The organism is Formosa bonchosmolovskayae (genome assembly GCF_051016085.1).
Lineage (GTDB): Bacteria > Bacteroidota > Bacteroidia > Flavobacteriales > Flavobacteriaceae > Formosa.
This window is the reverse complement of sequence record NZ_CP174605.1, coordinates 255,157-270,466: the sequence shown is the minus strand read 5'-3', so window position 1 is coordinate 270,466 and position 15,310 is coordinate 255,157. Positions and strand designations below refer to the sequence as shown.

12 protein-coding genes and 2 tRNA genes are annotated in these 15,310 nt (G+C 34.5%); 7 read left to right on the top strand and 7 right to left on the bottom strand.

The genetic code is table 11. The features are described 5' to 3' along the window. Positions 1-22: 22 nt before the first annotated feature. Positions 23-340, top strand: a complete 318-nt coding sequence (locus tag ACKC83_RS00910) for a DUF3467 domain-containing protein (protein ID WP_414035372.1) — start codon at positions 23-25, stop codon at positions 338-340. 518 nt (positions 341-858) lie between these two features. Here ACKC83_RS00910 and ACKC83_RS00905 read toward each other — a convergent pair. After that, entirely contained in the window at positions 859-2,448 is a 1,590-nt protein-coding gene (locus ACKC83_RS00905) for a peptide chain release factor 3 (protein WP_414035373.1), read from the bottom strand. 126 nt (positions 2,449-2,574) lie between these two features. Here ACKC83_RS00905 and idi point away from each other — a divergent pair, with 126 nt between their 5' ends. Together idi and ACKC83_RS00895 are read left to right on the top strand one after the other, a co-directional pair. Then, positions 2,575-3,096 (top strand): isopentenyl-diphosphate Delta-isomerase, encoded by a 522-nt coding sequence (gene idi, locus ACKC83_RS00900; protein WP_414035374.1) that lies wholly within the window; start codon positions 2,575-2,577, stop codon positions 3,094-3,096. Positions 3,097-3,099: 3 nt separating this feature from the next. Next, positions 3,100-3,510, top strand: a complete 411-nt coding sequence (locus ACKC83_RS00895) for a 6-pyruvoyl trahydropterin synthase family protein (protein ID WP_414035375.1) — start codon at positions 3,100-3,102, stop codon at positions 3,508-3,510. Positions 3,511-3,638: 128 nt separating this feature from the next. Here ACKC83_RS00895 and ACKC83_RS00890 read toward each other — a convergent pair whose 3' ends face one another. Further along, entirely contained in the window at positions 3,639-4,010 is a 372-nt protein-coding gene (locus tag ACKC83_RS00890; RefSeq protein WP_414035376.1) for a hypothetical protein, read from the bottom strand. Positions 4,011-4,462: 452 nt separating this feature from the next. Between ACKC83_RS00890 and ACKC83_RS00885 the strand changes: the two genes are divergently transcribed. The 3 genes from ACKC83_RS00885 (at position 4,463) to ACKC83_RS00875 (ending at position 6,324) form a co-directional block, all read left to right on the top strand. After that, positions 4,463-4,732 carry a hypothetical protein gene (locus ACKC83_RS00885; RefSeq protein ID WP_434036709.1) on the top strand — a complete coding sequence of 90 codons (270 nt, stop codon included), beginning with the start codon at positions 4,463-4,465 and terminating at the stop codon, positions 4,730-4,732. Positions 4,733-4,793: 61 nt separating this feature from the next. Continuing rightward, positions 4,794-4,867, top strand: a tRNA-Thr gene (locus ACKC83_RS00880). Positions 4,868-5,037: 170 nt separating this feature from the next. Next, positions 5,038-6,324, top strand: a complete 1,287-nt coding sequence (locus tag ACKC83_RS00875) for an APC family permease (protein ID WP_434036708.1) — start codon at positions 5,038-5,040, stop codon at positions 6,322-6,324. A gap of 112 nt (positions 6,325-6,436) precedes the next feature. Here ACKC83_RS00875 and ACKC83_RS00870 read toward each other — a convergent pair whose 3' ends face one another. Further along, positions 6,437-7,630 (bottom strand): DegT/DnrJ/EryC1/StrS family aminotransferase, encoded by a 1,194-nt coding sequence (locus ACKC83_RS00870; RefSeq protein WP_414035379.1) that lies wholly within the window; start codon positions 7,628-7,630, stop codon positions 6,437-6,439. Between the two features lie 236 nt (positions 7,631-7,866). Further along, a complete protein-coding gene (locus ACKC83_RS00865) occupies positions 7,867-8,496 on the bottom strand; it encodes an NAD(P)H-dependent oxidoreductase (protein WP_434036707.1) in 630 nt (209 codons plus the stop codon). Positions 8,497-8,745: 249 nt separating this feature from the next. Here ACKC83_RS00865 and ACKC83_RS00860 point away from each other — a divergent pair. Continuing rightward, positions 8,746-8,830: transfer RNA gene (locus ACKC83_RS00860), tRNA-Ser, on the top strand. Positions 8,831-9,401: 571 nt separating this feature from the next. On the opposite strand, the gene ACKC83_RS00855 is transcribed toward ACKC83_RS00860, so the two are convergent. The 3 genes from ACKC83_RS00855 to ACKC83_RS00845 form a co-directional block, all read right to left on the bottom strand. Beyond that, positions 9,402-10,214 (bottom strand): DUF6503 family protein, encoded by an 813-nt coding sequence (locus ACKC83_RS00855; RefSeq protein WP_434036706.1) that lies wholly within the window; start codon positions 10,212-10,214, stop codon positions 9,402-9,404. 224 nt (positions 10,215-10,438) lie between these two features. Further along, positions 10,439-12,205 (bottom strand): RagB/SusD family nutrient uptake outer membrane protein, encoded by a 1,767-nt coding sequence (locus tag ACKC83_RS00850; RefSeq protein WP_434036705.1) that lies wholly within the window; start codon positions 12,203-12,205, stop codon positions 10,439-10,441. Positions 12,206-12,208: 3 nt separating this feature from the next. Next, positions 12,209-15,256, bottom strand: coding sequence for a SusC/RagA family TonB-linked outer membrane protein (locus tag ACKC83_RS00845; protein WP_434036704.1), 3,048 nt, complete (start codon positions 15,254-15,256; stop codon positions 12,209-12,211). Between the last annotated feature and the right edge of the window lie 54 nt (positions 15,257-15,310).

Here is a 15,310-nt window from a genome sequence, read left to right as displayed (position 1 = left end):
TTTTTATTAAAACATAATAGATATGGCAGACGAAAAAGATCCTAAAAAACAAGGGCAAATTAATATAGAATTAGACGAAAAGATTGCAGAGGGTATTTATTCTAACCTTGCAATTATTAACCATTCCGTTTCGGAGTTTGTAGTAGACTTTGTTAGCATTATGCCAGGAACTCCTAAGAGTAAGGTTAAATCTAGAATTATATTAACACCACAGCACGCTAAACGCTTGCTAAAGGCATTGGCAGATAATGTAAACCGTTTCGAACAAGCACATGGTGAAATTAAAGATTACGAGCAAGCTCCTATTCCATTGAACTTTGGACCTACGGGCGAGGCTTAATAGTTCTCATATAAAGTGTGATCATTAGGTTGGTAAGGTTGCTCGAAATGGTTTTTCCATAGCAAGCTCCAATTCCATTAAACTTTGGACCTACGGGCGAAGCTTAATAGTTCTCATATAAAGTGTGATTATTAGGTTTTTAAGGTTGCTCGAAATGGTGCTTCCATAGCAAGCTCCAATTCCATTAAACTTTGGACCTACGGGCGAAGCTTAATGGTTCTCATATAAAGTGTGATTATTAGGTTGGTAAGGTTGCTCGAAATGGTTTTTCCATAGCAAGCTCTAATTCCTTTAAACTTTGGACCTACGGGCGAGGCTTAATAGTTCTCATATAAAGTGTGATTATTAGGTTTTTAAGGTTGCTCGAAATGGTGTTTCCATAGCAAGCTCCAATTCCATTAAACTTTGTATTTGCTGATGAAGCTTAAACATAAAAAATCCCATTGAACTATATCAATGGGATTTTTTATGTTTTTGAGACACCCTAAAAATGCGTGTCTTTTATTTTGTGCTATACCTTAATCAAATTCTGATGTTAAATGGAATTTAATATTAGGATATTTCTGTTCTGTCATTTGTAAAGAGAACTGAGAATCGGCTAAAAATACCAATTGATTTCTTTTATCTTTCGCTAAAAAACGTTGTTTTACACGAAGAAATTCTTTGAATTCGTCACTCTTTTTATCTTTAGGTTCTACCCAGCACGCTTTATATACGTTTAAGTTTTCGTACGTACATTTTGCCCCATATTCGTGTTCTAAACGGTATTGAATAACTTCATACTGTAAAGCTCCAACGGTACCAATAACTTTTCTTCCGTTAAGTTCTAAGGTAAATAATTGGGCAACCCCTTCGTCCATTAATTGGTCGACACCTTTATTAAGTTGTTTCGATTTTAATGGGTCGGCATTATTAATATATCTAAAGTGTTCTGGAGAGAAACTTGGCACGCCTTTATAATTAAGAATTTCACCTTCTGTAAAGGTATCTCCAATTTTAAAACTTCCCGTATCTTGTAATCCTACAATATCTCCAGGAAATGAAATATCTACTATTTCTTTTTTCTCTGCAAAGAAGGCATTCGGACTAGAGAACTTTACTTTTTTCTTACTTCTAACATGTAGGTAAGGCGAATTACGTTTAAATTCTCCTGAAACAATTTTTACGAAAGCTAAACGGTTTCTATGGTTGGGATCCATATTCGCATGTATTTTAAACACGAATCCTGTAAATTTATTTTCGTCTGGTTGTACAAGGCGCTCCTCACTTTGCTTAGGTCTTGGCTTTGGTGCGATATCTACGAAACAATCTAATAATTCGCGAACTCCGAAATTATTTAAAGCAGACCCAAAAAACACAGGTTGCATATGTCCGTCTAAATACTCTTGTTTATCGAATTGTGGATAAATGCCATCAACCAATTCAATTTCTTCTCTTAAGGTAGCGGCTGCTTTTTCTCCTACTATTTTGTCTAATTCTGGAGAAGACAGATCCGAAATTTCTATAGTTTCTTCAATATCTTTTCTACTATCTCCGCTAAACAGGTTTACATTCTTTTCCCAAATGTTATAAATCCCTTTAAAGTCGTAACCCATTCCTATAGGAAAACTTAAGGGTACAACTTTCAATCCTAGTTTTTGCTCAACCTCATCTAATAAATCGAAAGCATCTTTACCTTCACGGTCCATTTTGTTTATAAAAACAATCATTGGAATGTTTCGCATACGGCAAACCTCAACTAATTTCTCAGTTTGTTCCTCGACCCCTTTTGCAACATCAATTACAACAATTACACTATCTACAGCAGTAAGTGTTCTAAAGGTATCTTCGGCAAAATCCTTGTGTCCAGGAGTATCAAGAATGTTAATTTTTATACCATTATATTCAAAAGCTAATACAGAAGTAGCAACAGAAATCCCACGCTGACGTTCAATTTCCATAAAGTCACTCGTAGCTCCTTTTTTAATTTTGTTACTTTTTACCGCTCCAGCTTCTTGAATTGCACCACCAAAAAGAAGTAATTTTTCAGTTAAGGTTGTTTTACCGGCATCGGGATGCGATATAATTCCGAAGGTACGACGTCTGTTTATTTCACTTTTAAAACTCATAATAATTCTTGAAAATAGGACGCAAAGATACTATTATTAGTATGAAATGTAATAAATGAAGCGGCCCCTTTTTATTTTTATCTTCACATTAACGTATTTTATAATTTTACTTGGTATTTTTACAATATGATAGAAGAAAACGTAGTATTAGTTAACGAAAATGATGAGCCAATTGGGCTTATGCCAAAACTTGAAGCACACGAAAAAGGCGTATTACATAGAGCCTTTTCTGTATTTGTATTTAACGAAAAGAATGAATTAATGTTACAGCAACGGGCATTAAGTAAATACCATACACCAGGATTATGGACCAATACATGTTGTAGTCATCAACGGGATGGCGAGTCTAATCTAGATGCCGGAAGAAGACGTTTAGAAGAGGAAATGGGGTTTGTAACGGCTTTAGAAGAAAAGACGTCTTTTATGTATAAATCACCTTTCGAGAATGGTTTAACCGAGCACGAGTACGACCATATCTTAGTTGGACATTATAATGGACAACCTAATATAAATCCAGATGAAGTGGCCGATTGGAAATGGATGACATTAGAAGATGTTAAAGCCGATATTAAACTTCATCCAGACAATTATACGTCTTGGTTTAAGATTATTTTTGATAAATTTTATGACTTTATAAATATCTCGTAATATATGATAGCGAAAGTAAGTAGGCAAGGGTATTTTAATGCGGCCCACAGATTATATAGGAAGGATTGGACAGACGAAAAAAATCAGTTAATTTTTGGTCGATGTAATAATGCAAATTATCACGGACATAATTATGATGTTATTGTAAGTGTCACGGGGGAAATAGATAAAGAAACGGGTTTTGTTATTGATTTAAAAATTTTAAAACAACTTATAAAAGACGAAATAGAAGAGGCTTTCGATCATAAAAACCTGAATCTGGATGTGCCAGAATTTAAAGATCTTAATCCTACAGCAGAAAACATTGCAGTTGTAATCTACAATAAAATAAAACCGAAACTGAAAGACGATTTACAATTAGAAATTACACTCTACGAAACACCTAGAAACTTTGTAAGTTACTCAGGTAATTAAATAGGTCTCTTAATATCTCGTTTACCTCATTGCACATGCATTGATATGCATGAAAAAAAATGGTGTTAATCTTTTAAATTTCAGAATAAAGCAAAAAAAATCCCGGGTGTAACACTCGGGAATTTTATTTAACAAGCTGTTTTTTCTTCTCGGACATAATCTTTATCCAAAGTAAAGCCAAACATTGCACTACAAATTGTTTCATGATGATTAGTGACTGGCTTTGGTTTAGTAACAATAATATTTACTAGATAACCATTGTCATGTTTTTTTATAAGTTGTGCCTGAATAGTTAATTCATCATTTAGGAATGCATTTTTATGCATTTTAAATTTAAAATCTGCAAGATCGGGGGCGTCTTGTAAATAAAATTCTTTAATAGGGTAAGCCGCGACTGTTTTAACCTTGTTATATAGGTTGTGAGGTAATAAAAAGCCATTAGCGTTACTTACATGTTCTGTTACAGTAAAAGGTACGTTGGTATATGTGTATGTATTCATGATGTATTGTTTTAAGGATAAACTAAAGTGGGACTGAATTCGTAGTGGTGAAATGTGCAAAACATGACGTTAATACGATTGGAATGGGCGATAAGCTTCTGGTTTTTCTGTGACATTGAGATTACATTTTTCATAATTTTAAAATTTAAATTAGTAATGGATTAAAAATAAAAAAGGTGCCTTTAAAAAAGCACCTTTGTCGTTTATCGTTATATTATATAATAGTTAACTAAATTCAAGATGCGTTGCTAGCTTAATATTAAGCATGAAAATGACGATTGACTTCCACTGTTGTGAAATACAATTACAAATTTGCTTATTATGTGCTTTGCTTACATTCATGACTTAAATGTAGTTATTAAATTTTAATTCAGCAATATTTATTTGTATTTATAACAAAATTTGTTTTGGATTAGTGTAATTTTGCAGTTAAATAAATACAATATTAAATTATGGCAAATGTTAGAGATCTTAAAAAGGACATTAATTTCGTTTTAGGAGATATTATCGAAGCTGTTTATGTTTGGCAATATACCAACACAGACAAAGATGTTAAGGAAAGTGAAGCAATTATAGACGAAGCAATCAATACTTTTGACACTTTAATAGCAAAAGTGAATAATAAAAATGTAGAAGACAAAAAGGCTCATTTTAAGGCTATTAATCAAGAGTTGGAGACTGAAGGTCGTATGCTGATTGATAAAATTAATAAATTAAGCTAAATTTTTTTGAAAAAGATTTGCAGATATTAGAAATAGCTCTATCTTTGCACTCGATTTTCAAGCCGATGTAGCTCAGCTGGCTAGAGCAGCTGATTTGTAATCAGCAGGTCGTGGGTTCGAGTCCCTCCATCGGCTCTTTAAAAGTTCAATGTTTTTACATTGAACTTTTTTTTTGCCCTATACTTTTCTCTCTTCTATATTTGACTTAATTTTAAAAGGTCAAGTCACCTAATTATCCGGACTCTGCTATTATTTTTCCTTTTCTAGTCGGAGTTAGAATACCTCATCTAATCTTAATATCCATTATGAATAAAAAAATAAATTTAAAAGATGCTATTTCTATCGGTATAGGAGGTATGGTTGGAGGTGGTATTTTTGCTGTACTCGGTCTCGCAGTGTCTTTGGCAAAAGGTGGTACACCTATAGCGTTTCTGTTTGCGGGCTTAATTGCAATGTTAACCGCATATTCGTATGCTAAGTTGTCTAAGAAATATCCAGAAAATGGCGGTACTGTTAAGTTTATTCATCAGCAATATGGAAATGGAGTTTTTGCCGGAGGAATAAACAATCTACTCTGGATTAGTTATATTGTTATGTTAGCACTCTATGCATCGGCTTTTGGTTCTTATGGCGCAGCCTTAATATCTTTAACTGGAGACCACACTATAGACACTCATATATTTCAATCGGCAATTATTGCGATTGCTCTTCTTATTAATTATTTAAGTGTAAGCCTGGTGAGTCGTATAGAATCAGTGGCTGTAGTTATAAAACTCCTTATCTTAATTGCATTTATAGGTGTTGGGTTTTACGGATTTTCTGCACATCCAGAACATTTAGAGCAATTGTCGCCATCAAATTGGGAGAATCCGTTCTTATTATTATCCGGAGGAATGGTCATTTTTGTTGCTTATGAAGGATTTGAACTGATAGCAAACTCTATATCCGATTTAAAAGATCGAGAAAAAAACACAGCTAAAGCCTATTATGGAGCCGTTGGCTTTGTTGTTGTATTGTACGTGTTAATTGCCGTAGTTACTGTGGGCTCTTTACCGTTTACAGCGATTGCCGATGCTCAAGACTATGTTTTAGCAAAAGCAGCGGAACCCACTTTAGGTCAAGTAGGGTTTACAATTATAACCATAACAGCGTTAATTTCTACATTTTCGGCTATAAATGCCACGGTTTTAGGAAGTGGGAGAGTGAATTACGATATCGCAATAGATCAGGAATTACCTAAATATTTTTGTCATCAGTTCTGGGGCAAACCTGTAGGGTTGTTAATTACGGCAATATTATCTATTGCTTTGGTAAACCTATTTCATTTGGAAAGTATTTCTACAGCGGGAAGCTCAGGCTTTTTACTTGTATTCTGTATTGTAAACTATATAGGTTATAAAAAACACGCGGTATTAGGCTCTAATAAGTGGATTCATGGCATAGCGTGTGCACTTTGCTTGTTAGCCTTTGTAACGCTAATTATACAACAGTTTTCAGGCAATAAGATAGGCGTTATTATTTCGCTTGGAATTATAGTGTTTTGCTTTGTAATGGAATTTATTTACAAAGGAGCACTAAACAGAACTCATTAAGTAGAAGAATGTATAACTGAGAAGTAAATGTTCTAAGAATATGCTACAAAAAAAGAAACCATTCTCTTAAATAAAACAGAGAATGGTTGTTTATGTTCTTAGCTCTTATAATTTACAGCACACTTTTAATGGCCTCGACCATTTTAGACGCTCGTAATTTAACTTCGTCTTCAGTCCAAGATAGCTTGATTAAACACGATATGTTTCTTGCGATATAATAATCTGATTTTTCGAAGTTCTTATTTTCTAAAGTACTTAAAGCATCTTGTATTTGAGGCGCAATAGGAAATAGGCTTTTGGCTTCTTTTAAATGATTCCATTTTCTAACATAGTGCCAATTGTTATTATAGTAGTGAAAACACCCATCTATACCTGCTTCTTTTAAAGCCAGCATAGCCTTGTTAGACGTTTCTAAGTCCGCTAAAAAGAAATTTAAAAACGAATAGTTTTCTACACCTTCTTCCGGGGTTGTTCTAAATGTAATTTCCGGAATAGCACTTAAAGCATCTCTTAAAATGGTATAATGTTTTTTCTGAATGGCTATAAAATCATCTAAACGTCTAACTTGAGCCAAACCTACCGCGGCATGAAGTTCTGATATTCTGAAATTATAACCTAAAAAAGGATGGCTTTCGGCACCGCGATCTGATCCCACATGGTCGTGACCATGATCACTATAATGATCTGCCCAAGTGGCGTACTCGTCGTTATTTGTAATAATGGCACCACCTTCTCCCGATGTTATGGTTTTAACAAAATCGAATGAAAAGCATCCTACATCTCCGTAACTTCCTAAAGGTTTCCCCTCGTAAGTTCCTCCAATTGCTTGGCAGGCATCTTCAATTAATTTTAGATTATGTGTATCGCAAATCTGTTTTAATTCTTTTAATCGCGCCATTCCTCCGCACATATGCACAGGCATAATCGCTTTGGTTTTTGGAGTGATAGCATTTTTTACAGCAGTAATATCCAAGGTTAGCGTATCGTCTATGTCTACCAGAACAGGAGTCGCGCCTAGCATTAGCACGGCTTCAAAACTAGCAACAAAAGTAAAAGTTGGTAGAATAACTTCGTCTCCAGAACCTACACCGGCAACAGCTAAAGCTACAGACACGGCAGCAGTACCACTGGATACTAATTGCGCATGCTTAACTTGCATTTGAGTTTGTAATTCGGTTTCTAATTCTTTAGCTTTCCAATGATTGTTTCTCATGGCATCGAAGCCATAACGCATTAAAACACCACTTTCAAGTACATCGTGTACTTCTTTTTTTTCGGCACTTCCAAAAAGTTCAAATCCAGGCATGAGGTCTATTTAAAATTGAATTCAAATTTACGATTAAAGCAAGGAATAAAAAAGAAGTCAAAACGAAGATTCTAGATCTTTTCAATCAGGAGCATATAGCAATTATAAAAATGGAGAAACCATTTTAGTGCTATAAAACATGACAACACGGTGGCTCAATCGTGGTACATATTATTTAACCTTCAGTATTCATAGCACAACAAATATGGAAAAGCATAAGATTTAAAGGCTTACTATTATAAATGTATGATACTATCTGCGGCAGGTTTTCTTACCTTCTTCATATCAGAAAATATATCGTCTTCTGCGCGATATCCAATCGGAAGTACTAAAACAGATTTTAATCCTTTTTGAGTAAGCTCTAAAATATCATCGTATTTAGTAGGGGTGAAGCCTTCCATGGGGCAGGAATCAATATGTTGCACAGCGCACACCGTTAGCATATTTCCTAAAGCAAGATAGGCTTGTTTAGTTGCCCAATTCTCTATTTGTAATTGTTCTTTATTTTCGAAATCTGATATTAAAAAGTTTTTAAAAGGTTTTAAAACAGCTTCCGGTGTATTGCGTATAGACTGTACACGTTTAAAATAATTTTCGACAAATACATTATTTATGGTCGTTTCTATACAGAATACTAAGACATGAGAGGCTTGAGCAATTTGCTCCTGATTCATGGAGGCTTCTACCAATTCACGTTGCAAGGCTTTATTTTTAATCACTACTAATTTTATAGGTTGTAAACCATAAGATGTAGCTGTTAAATTGAAAGCATCCAAAAGCACTTGAAGTTTGCTGTCTTCTATAATGCGGTTGTTATCGAATTTTTTAGTGGCATATCGCCATTGCAACTGTTTAATAATATCCATATACTGATTTAATAGGTGCCAAAAATAGGATTTGAAACGGACTTTAGCCTTAATATCTTTATTATTTTAGATGAAAGCTTACTCTTGCACGTGAAATAGGTTGTAGATATAAATTTATAACCATTTGAAATATAATTTGTTAAATGAGGTCGTGAAAAATGTTTCGATTTTTTTTAATTTTTATTTGATATAATCGAAAAAGCGTCTTATATTTGCACCCGCAATCAGGGAATACCTGATGAGACACTCGGAGAATTGGCAGAGTGGTCGAATGCGGCAGTCTTGAAAACTGTTGAGGGTCACACCTCCGGGGGTTCGAATCCCTCATTCTCCGCAAAAACCCTTATAATCGTATGATTATGAGGGTTTTGTTTTTTATAGCCTATCACCATCAAAAATAGTTCATTAGACATCCGTCTCAAAAGTTATGTATTGGACTAAAATAAAATGTGATTTTTGTAAGAAAAGAAATCTGTTAAATAGATCATCAAACCTTCTTAATCTGTTGTGAATAGAGGTCATTATAGAATAGTTTACAACTCAAATCCCGCTAGCAATCAAATAAAGGAATAATTATCGATTATTATGGGAGATTCTTGACTCTGCTAGATACCTTTTATATATAAACGATTACTCTTTTAAGTTCTCTTCTGGGTATATTTTTTTTTGTTCGCGCGGAGTCGAGAATATAATAATTTAGAATTAGCCGATTTTTTAAGATTACAATTCAATAATATATTCTGATACCTTTGTTAATAAAAGCACATAGACTTCTAAAAACTTTAATCTTTGTATTAAAAATTAAAGCTTTTAAAAGTCAGATTAGAGTAGATAAGAATGTCGTGTTCTGTTTTCTAGATTAATTACTAAGGTGCTTAAACACTGCAAACAAGGACAATCTTTTTTTACTTCTGCGTACTTAAGTTAATAATGTGTTCGGTTTTTATTTTTGAAAGCTCTTTTAATTTATTCGCTTCAAATAGCGCAGGTAAATCCTTTAACGGTGTGCCCACCTCAGCTTCGTAATTTGTATAGTCTTGAAACGTAATACCACCTACAACGCTTTTATTATAAGCGACTCTAAAGCGTACACCTCCTTTATTTACGCTGTAATTATAAGCTAAATAATCGATTTTTTTAGAGTCTTTATTTATCCAATAATAGTATTCGTCGTCGTGATCTTCACCACCGCCATCTTCATTAAATGTTACTTGAATGGTTTCGTAAGCTTCTCCTTTTATGGTGGTGCTTTCCATACGTTTAGCATTCACAGCTTCGTCGTTTAATTTATACGGTAAGGTTGCAAAGTAAATTACAGAATTTAAAGCTCCCGTGCCACTCGCCATGTCTTTATCGGATAATTGAACAGGTTTACCATTAATAGTTCTAGAAAAACGACCATTGTCTAAAACATCAATAATTTTTGAACCGTCTTTGTTGTATATTTTTGTATACACGTATTCCGAATTGTTATTCTTAAATTGAAATGTGTTATCTCTAAATACAAATGAATAATTAGCCGTATCGTATAAATCTCCACCATGCGCCTTAATCGCTTCATCTATTATTCTCTGGGACTCGGATAAAGCATGAGATGGTACTTCGGGTGTTGTAACGCTTTCTGTTACGGTTTGAGGTTCTGTTTTCTTGGTTTTTGAATTACAAGCGGTAAGTAATCCTATTGAAAAAACGATTAAAAGTGATTTTAAAATTTGCATCAATATGTTTTTATGGTGTTTGAAAGTTAGCCGTTATTTATTGAAATACCTTTCAACTTATTGCAAAAATATGTTGCTAGCTACATGTGCATATTGTGTTAGAAAAATCTTCTAATTTTCGCAAGTCTGTATTTATCTGGAAACGATAGGAGAGATGACTGAGCTAAATAAAAAAAGGTAGCAATATGAATTGCTACCTTTTAATAGATGATTAAAAAACCGGCTTAATTATATCCGAAATTTTGCTCAATGCCATCTGTGACATCAATAGTAGATTGTGGGATAGCAAAAACTCTTAAATACGGTTGCGTAGCGGCTTTAGCCGTATACGCTTTGTCGTAAGTATTAAAACGAATCATTTGTTTTCTTCTGTACATTTCCCAATACATTTCAAATCCGATTTCGTTGTATAGAGTCACGTCATCTAAAGTTTCAAGGGCAACACCAGGAGCATTATCAAATAAAGCTTCTCGAGTTCTGCTAGTGCGCAATGTATTAATATCGGCTAAAGCAAGACCCGTTTCTCCTTTTCTAAAATAAGCTTCTGCTCTCATACAGTAAATACCTCCTAAACGATATAACGGAATATCTACAGCACTGTTCCCGTTTCCATTTTCTGGATCAAATTCCCATTTAAAGTTACGTACACCTGCATTAATTTGATCTTGTGTTAAAATGGCTTCCGACGGATTGTTAAAATTCATTTCTGGCGTATAGTCCATAGGAATAGTCGTGTTCTTTTCCATGTATAATTTGCTAATTGCAATTCTTCCGTCTGCAGTCATATTAAAGCCTCCTTTTCCATCAAGTGTAGGTCCGTATTGTTGTCCAACTTGTAAACCTCTATTAAAATGTACTAAAGGTTTTCCTGTATCAGGTCTAATATCTTCTGCAGGTACACTAGTCGTTGTGCCATCATTCATAAACCAAGTTCCATCGGCATACTGATAATATCTGTGGAATCGCGGATCGTCATGATTACCTTCCCAAGTCTTATAAAAATCAGGTCCCACATTAGAGCCATTAGTACCTCTGTTGTCTGGAGTTTGTTTTTGCGCACGTCCGGTAGACATATAGGCAAAATCATTATCACTTCTTCTAATATTATCATTCTCCTGAATTACTGCAAAAATAATTTCAGATCCGTTAGAATTACTTAGTGCAAAATTGTCGAAGTAGTTGCTCTCTAAACTAAAGCGATCGTTAATTAATAACGTAGAATAGTAAATAACCTTATCCATATCTGTCCCGTCGTTATCGACAGCAGTTTCTGTAAAATTAAAACTAGAAACCGAATTATAACGATCTTTAAAAACAGCTCTGTTTAAATACATATCTGCTAATAAAGCATAAGCCGCTTGTTTTGTAAAACGTCCATTATAGGTTTGCTGTTCTCCTAAATTTGCAAGATTTGGAATGATAGCTTCTAAATCTGATATTAAATTATCTATTTCTGTATCTGCTTGAAGAAAAACTAAAGATTTATCGTCTGAAAATAAGTCTCTATATGGTGCTTGGTTAAATAAGTCCAAAGTATTGTAAACATATAGAATTAATAAAGCTTTGGCTTCGGCCATGAATAAATCATAATTCGCATAATTTGGGTTTTCTTGTAAAGATTCAATAGCAATTAGCGTTTTAGTGATACCGCTATTTAGAGCATTCCACGTCCCTGTAACTTGTGCATTAGTCGTTCCCCAAGTAAACTCTGTAAGGTCTCTCCATTTTCCACCGTCTCCCCAGTCGCTTCCTCGAGTAGGTAGCATACATTCGTCGGTAGGATATTCTTGTAAACCAAAAACGCTACCATGATCTGTAAACGTACCATCTGCCAATTGTCCGTAAGCTGCAGCAATTGCACTTTCTGGGTTAGATGTTTGTCCGCCAATGACTTCGTCTTTAACAACTTCATCTAAATCCGAGCAATTAAAAGCCAGCGTACTTAAGATGAAAGTGAACGTTATTTTTGATATTATATTGATAGTTTTCATAAATTATAATTTTAGTGTTGCACCTAGCATATACGTTTTAGATGATGGGTAAGTCGTGTAATCTATTCCTATAGATTGGTTTCCTCCAGAATTTCGCGGACTATTAATTAACGGGTCGTAACCAGAATAGTTAGTGATTGTAAATAAATTCTGAGCACTTAGATATAGGTTTAAACCTTGTAGCCATTCTAAATTAAGACGATCTGTATCTAAAGAGTATCCTATTCTTGCGTTGTTTAAACGTAGGAAATCTGATTTTTCTAAATATAATGTCGAAAGTTGAGGTGTGTTAGAATAACTAGCTCCAGCATTATAAAATTCTGAAAGGACATTTCTATCGGAAACAATATTGTTAATGTTTAACGCTAAATTGGTGTTGTTAACTAGTAAACCACCACTTTGTCCAATTAAAGAAAGACTTAAATCCCAACGTTTATAACTTAAGTTGGTGTTTATCCCGTATGTGAAATTAGGTAGAGCACCTTCAAAAATCTGACGGTCGTCACTATTTATAGCGCCATCGTTATTAAAATCTTCAAAAATGTCTGCGCCATTCGCATCGAAACCTAAGTGTTTTAACATATAAAACGATCCTGCTTCGTAACCACTTTTATAAATGTTTGCAACTACTCCAGATAAACCTGGTCCTGCAACACTACCTGAATATAATTCTGAAACCGGTAAGTCTACTACCTCATTATCTAACGTTGCTCCGTTTACATCTAGAGACCATGAAAAGTCGTCTGTACTTATAATTTGCGAACCTAAACTTAATTCAAAACCTTTATTTACAATTTCTCCACTAATGTTTTGCCACACTGTTGTTGTTGGGCTTAAAGGTTCGGCAGGAATGTTTAGAATGGCATTGGTTGTTGTTTTTGTGTAATAATCTGCAGAACCGTATAATTTGTTATTCCATAAACTAAAATCCGCACCAATATTTAATTGCGATACCACTTCCCATTGTAAATCTGGATTGGCAGTTCTGTTTACTACAATTCCATTTGTTATGCTCGGATCGTTATATAAGTAATATCCTCCTGCAGCCGATTGCGAATAACTGGCCTGAGTGATTTTGTTTTGTACTTCTTGGTTCCCTGTTTGTCCCCAACTAAGTCTTAGTTTTAATTGGTTAATCACATCAGAATCCATAAAAAACTGTTCGTTGTCTAAATTCCAACCTAATGCAAATGAAGGGAAATATCCATATTTGTTATTCTCACCAAAACGGGTCGAACCATCTGCTCTTACCGATGCAGTAATTAAATATCTGTCATCAAAATTGTAATTTACCCTACTAAAATAAGATTGTAATTCGTTTTCTTGAGCGTATCCACTTAAGCCATTCTGTTGCCCAGAATATCCAGGATCGTATTCTGGTTTAACACCTGTGCCTTTAGGGTCTATTCCTGTAACAGAAAATGTTGTTCCAGAGAAATCGAATTTCTGATATGAAAATCCTCCTAAAACTTCAAAGTTGTTTTTATTAAATCCAAAACGATACGTTAAATAGTGCTCCATTAAAGTACTCTGAGACTCTAAATTTGTTTGAACGTAAGCACCTTCTGGTGTTCTATCTGTAGCATTTGGGTAAATAGTAGAATTACGTTCCGAAACCGAACGATCTACACCGTAGTTAAACTTATAGTCTAATCCGTCAATAATTCTAAACGATGCTTCGGCATTTCCAAGAATTCGTACTGTATTGGTATGATCCTCGTAAATGTCTAATAAATACATCGGGTTGTAGTTCTGATTTAAATTAAAGTTGGTGTATTCGCCATCTTCATCAAATACAGGTTGTGTTGGGTTAGCCATTAAAGCATGGATAATTAACTGTCCATCCGAACCTGCATCAGAACCATTTGGCACTCCAGTTTCGTTAATCTGGCTGGCAGTTAAATTTACCTTTACCTTTAATCGTTTGTTATCAAAGAAAGATTCTTCAGCATTTAAACGCGCCGTTACTCTGTCGAAACCACTATTATGTACAATCCCTTCCTGATCCATTAACGATAAAGAGGTGTAATAATTTCCGCTTTCTGTTTTAGACGAAAAGGAGAAATTGTTATTCTGAGTGATACCGCTACGAAGTAATTCGTCTTGCCAATCTGTGTCGCCACCATGATCGTAAGCGTCGTCGTTTATAGCATTTCTGTAGTCGTCTGCTTCTAGGACGTCAATCTTTTTAATTACATTGGAAACACTTAAATAAGAATCTATCGTAATAGCTGCTTTGCCTGTTTTTCCTTGTTTTGTGGTAATAATAACAACACCGTTAGAACCTCTTGCTCCGTATATCGCGGCAGCAGATGCATCTTTTAGCACTGTAATAGAAGCAATATCACTAGTGTTAAGGAAGTTTAGTGGATTCTTTGCGCTAGAATTTCCAAGTCCAAAATTAGGACTAGGCGCACTCACATTTGTATTACTCAAAGGAACACCATCTACTACAAATAAAGGTGTGCTACCACTTCTAATAGAACCTACACCACGAATAGAAACGTCTACACCAGAACCTGGTTCTCCGTTAGAAGGAATTACACGTACACCTGCAACTTTACCTTGTAATAAATTATCTGCAGAAATATTTACACCTTCCTTAAAATCGTTAGACGATAATTGAGTTACAGCACCTGTAAGATCTTTCTTTTTTTGCTGACCATATCCTACAATTAAAACCTCGTTTAGCACAGCGCTAGAAGGTTGTAAGGTAATGTTTAGGTAGTCGGCATCTATAACAACTTCCTGGGTTTCATAACCGATAAATGAAATTTGTAATGTTTGTCCGTAGCTGGCTTCGATAGAAAATTCACCGTCAAAGTTGGCAGAAGCACCTATGGTTGTATCTTTTATTAAAATAGAAGCGCCTAATAAGGGAACGCCAGTTTCGTCTACAATTTTACCTTGTATCGTTTTTTGAATCGCTTTATTAGACGTTTTGTTTTTTGAGGCTGTGGCAGTACTTGTGTAACCCGTTTGGTATACAAGCAAGAATAATATTAAAAAAGTTATATTTTTTAATAGAAATAAATTATTTTTATTATACATATTTAAGTTATTGGTGTTACAATGCTTAATTAATAGGCCGTAGTTGTTCGTAGC

Coding starts and splice junctions, on each gene's coding strand:
- ACKC83_RS00910 (WP_414035372.1), top strand. CDS start 23: ATGGCAGACGAAAAAGATCCTAAAAAACAAGGGCAAATTAATATAGAA.
- ACKC83_RS00905 (WP_414035373.1), bottom strand. CDS start 2,448: ATGAGTTTTAAAAGTGAAATAAACAGACGTCGTACCTTCGGAATTATA.
- idi (WP_414035374.1), top strand. CDS start 2,575: ATGATAGAAGAAAACGTAGTATTAGTTAACGAAAATGATGAGCCAATT.
- ACKC83_RS00895 (WP_414035375.1), top strand. CDS start 3,100: ATGATAGCGAAAGTAAGTAGGCAAGGGTATTTTAATGCGGCCCACAGA.
- ACKC83_RS00890 (WP_414035376.1), bottom strand. CDS start 4,010: ATGAATACATACACATATACCAACGTACCTTTTACTGTAACAGAACAT.
- ACKC83_RS00885 (WP_434036709.1), top strand. CDS start 4,463: ATGGCAAATGTTAGAGATCTTAAAAAGGACATTAATTTCGTTTTAGGA.
- ACKC83_RS00875 (WP_434036708.1), top strand. CDS start 5,038: ATGAATAAAAAAATAAATTTAAAAGATGCTATTTCTATCGGTATAGGA.
- ACKC83_RS00870 (WP_414035379.1), bottom strand. CDS start 7,630: ATGCCTGGATTTGAACTTTTTGGAAGTGCCGAAAAAAAAGAAGTACAC.
- ACKC83_RS00865 (WP_434036707.1), bottom strand. CDS start 8,496: ATGGATATTATTAAACAGTTGCAATGGCGATATGCCACTAAAAAATTC.
- ACKC83_RS00855 (WP_434036706.1), bottom strand. CDS start 10,214: ATGCAAATTTTAAAATCACTTTTAATCGTTTTTTCAATAGGATTACTT.
- ACKC83_RS00850 (WP_434036705.1), bottom strand. CDS start 12,205: ATGAAAACTATCAATATAATATCAAAAATAACGTTCACTTTCATCTTA.
- ACKC83_RS00845 (WP_434036704.1), bottom strand. CDS start 15,256: ATGTATAATAAAAATAATTTATTTCTATTAAAAAATATAACTTTTTTA.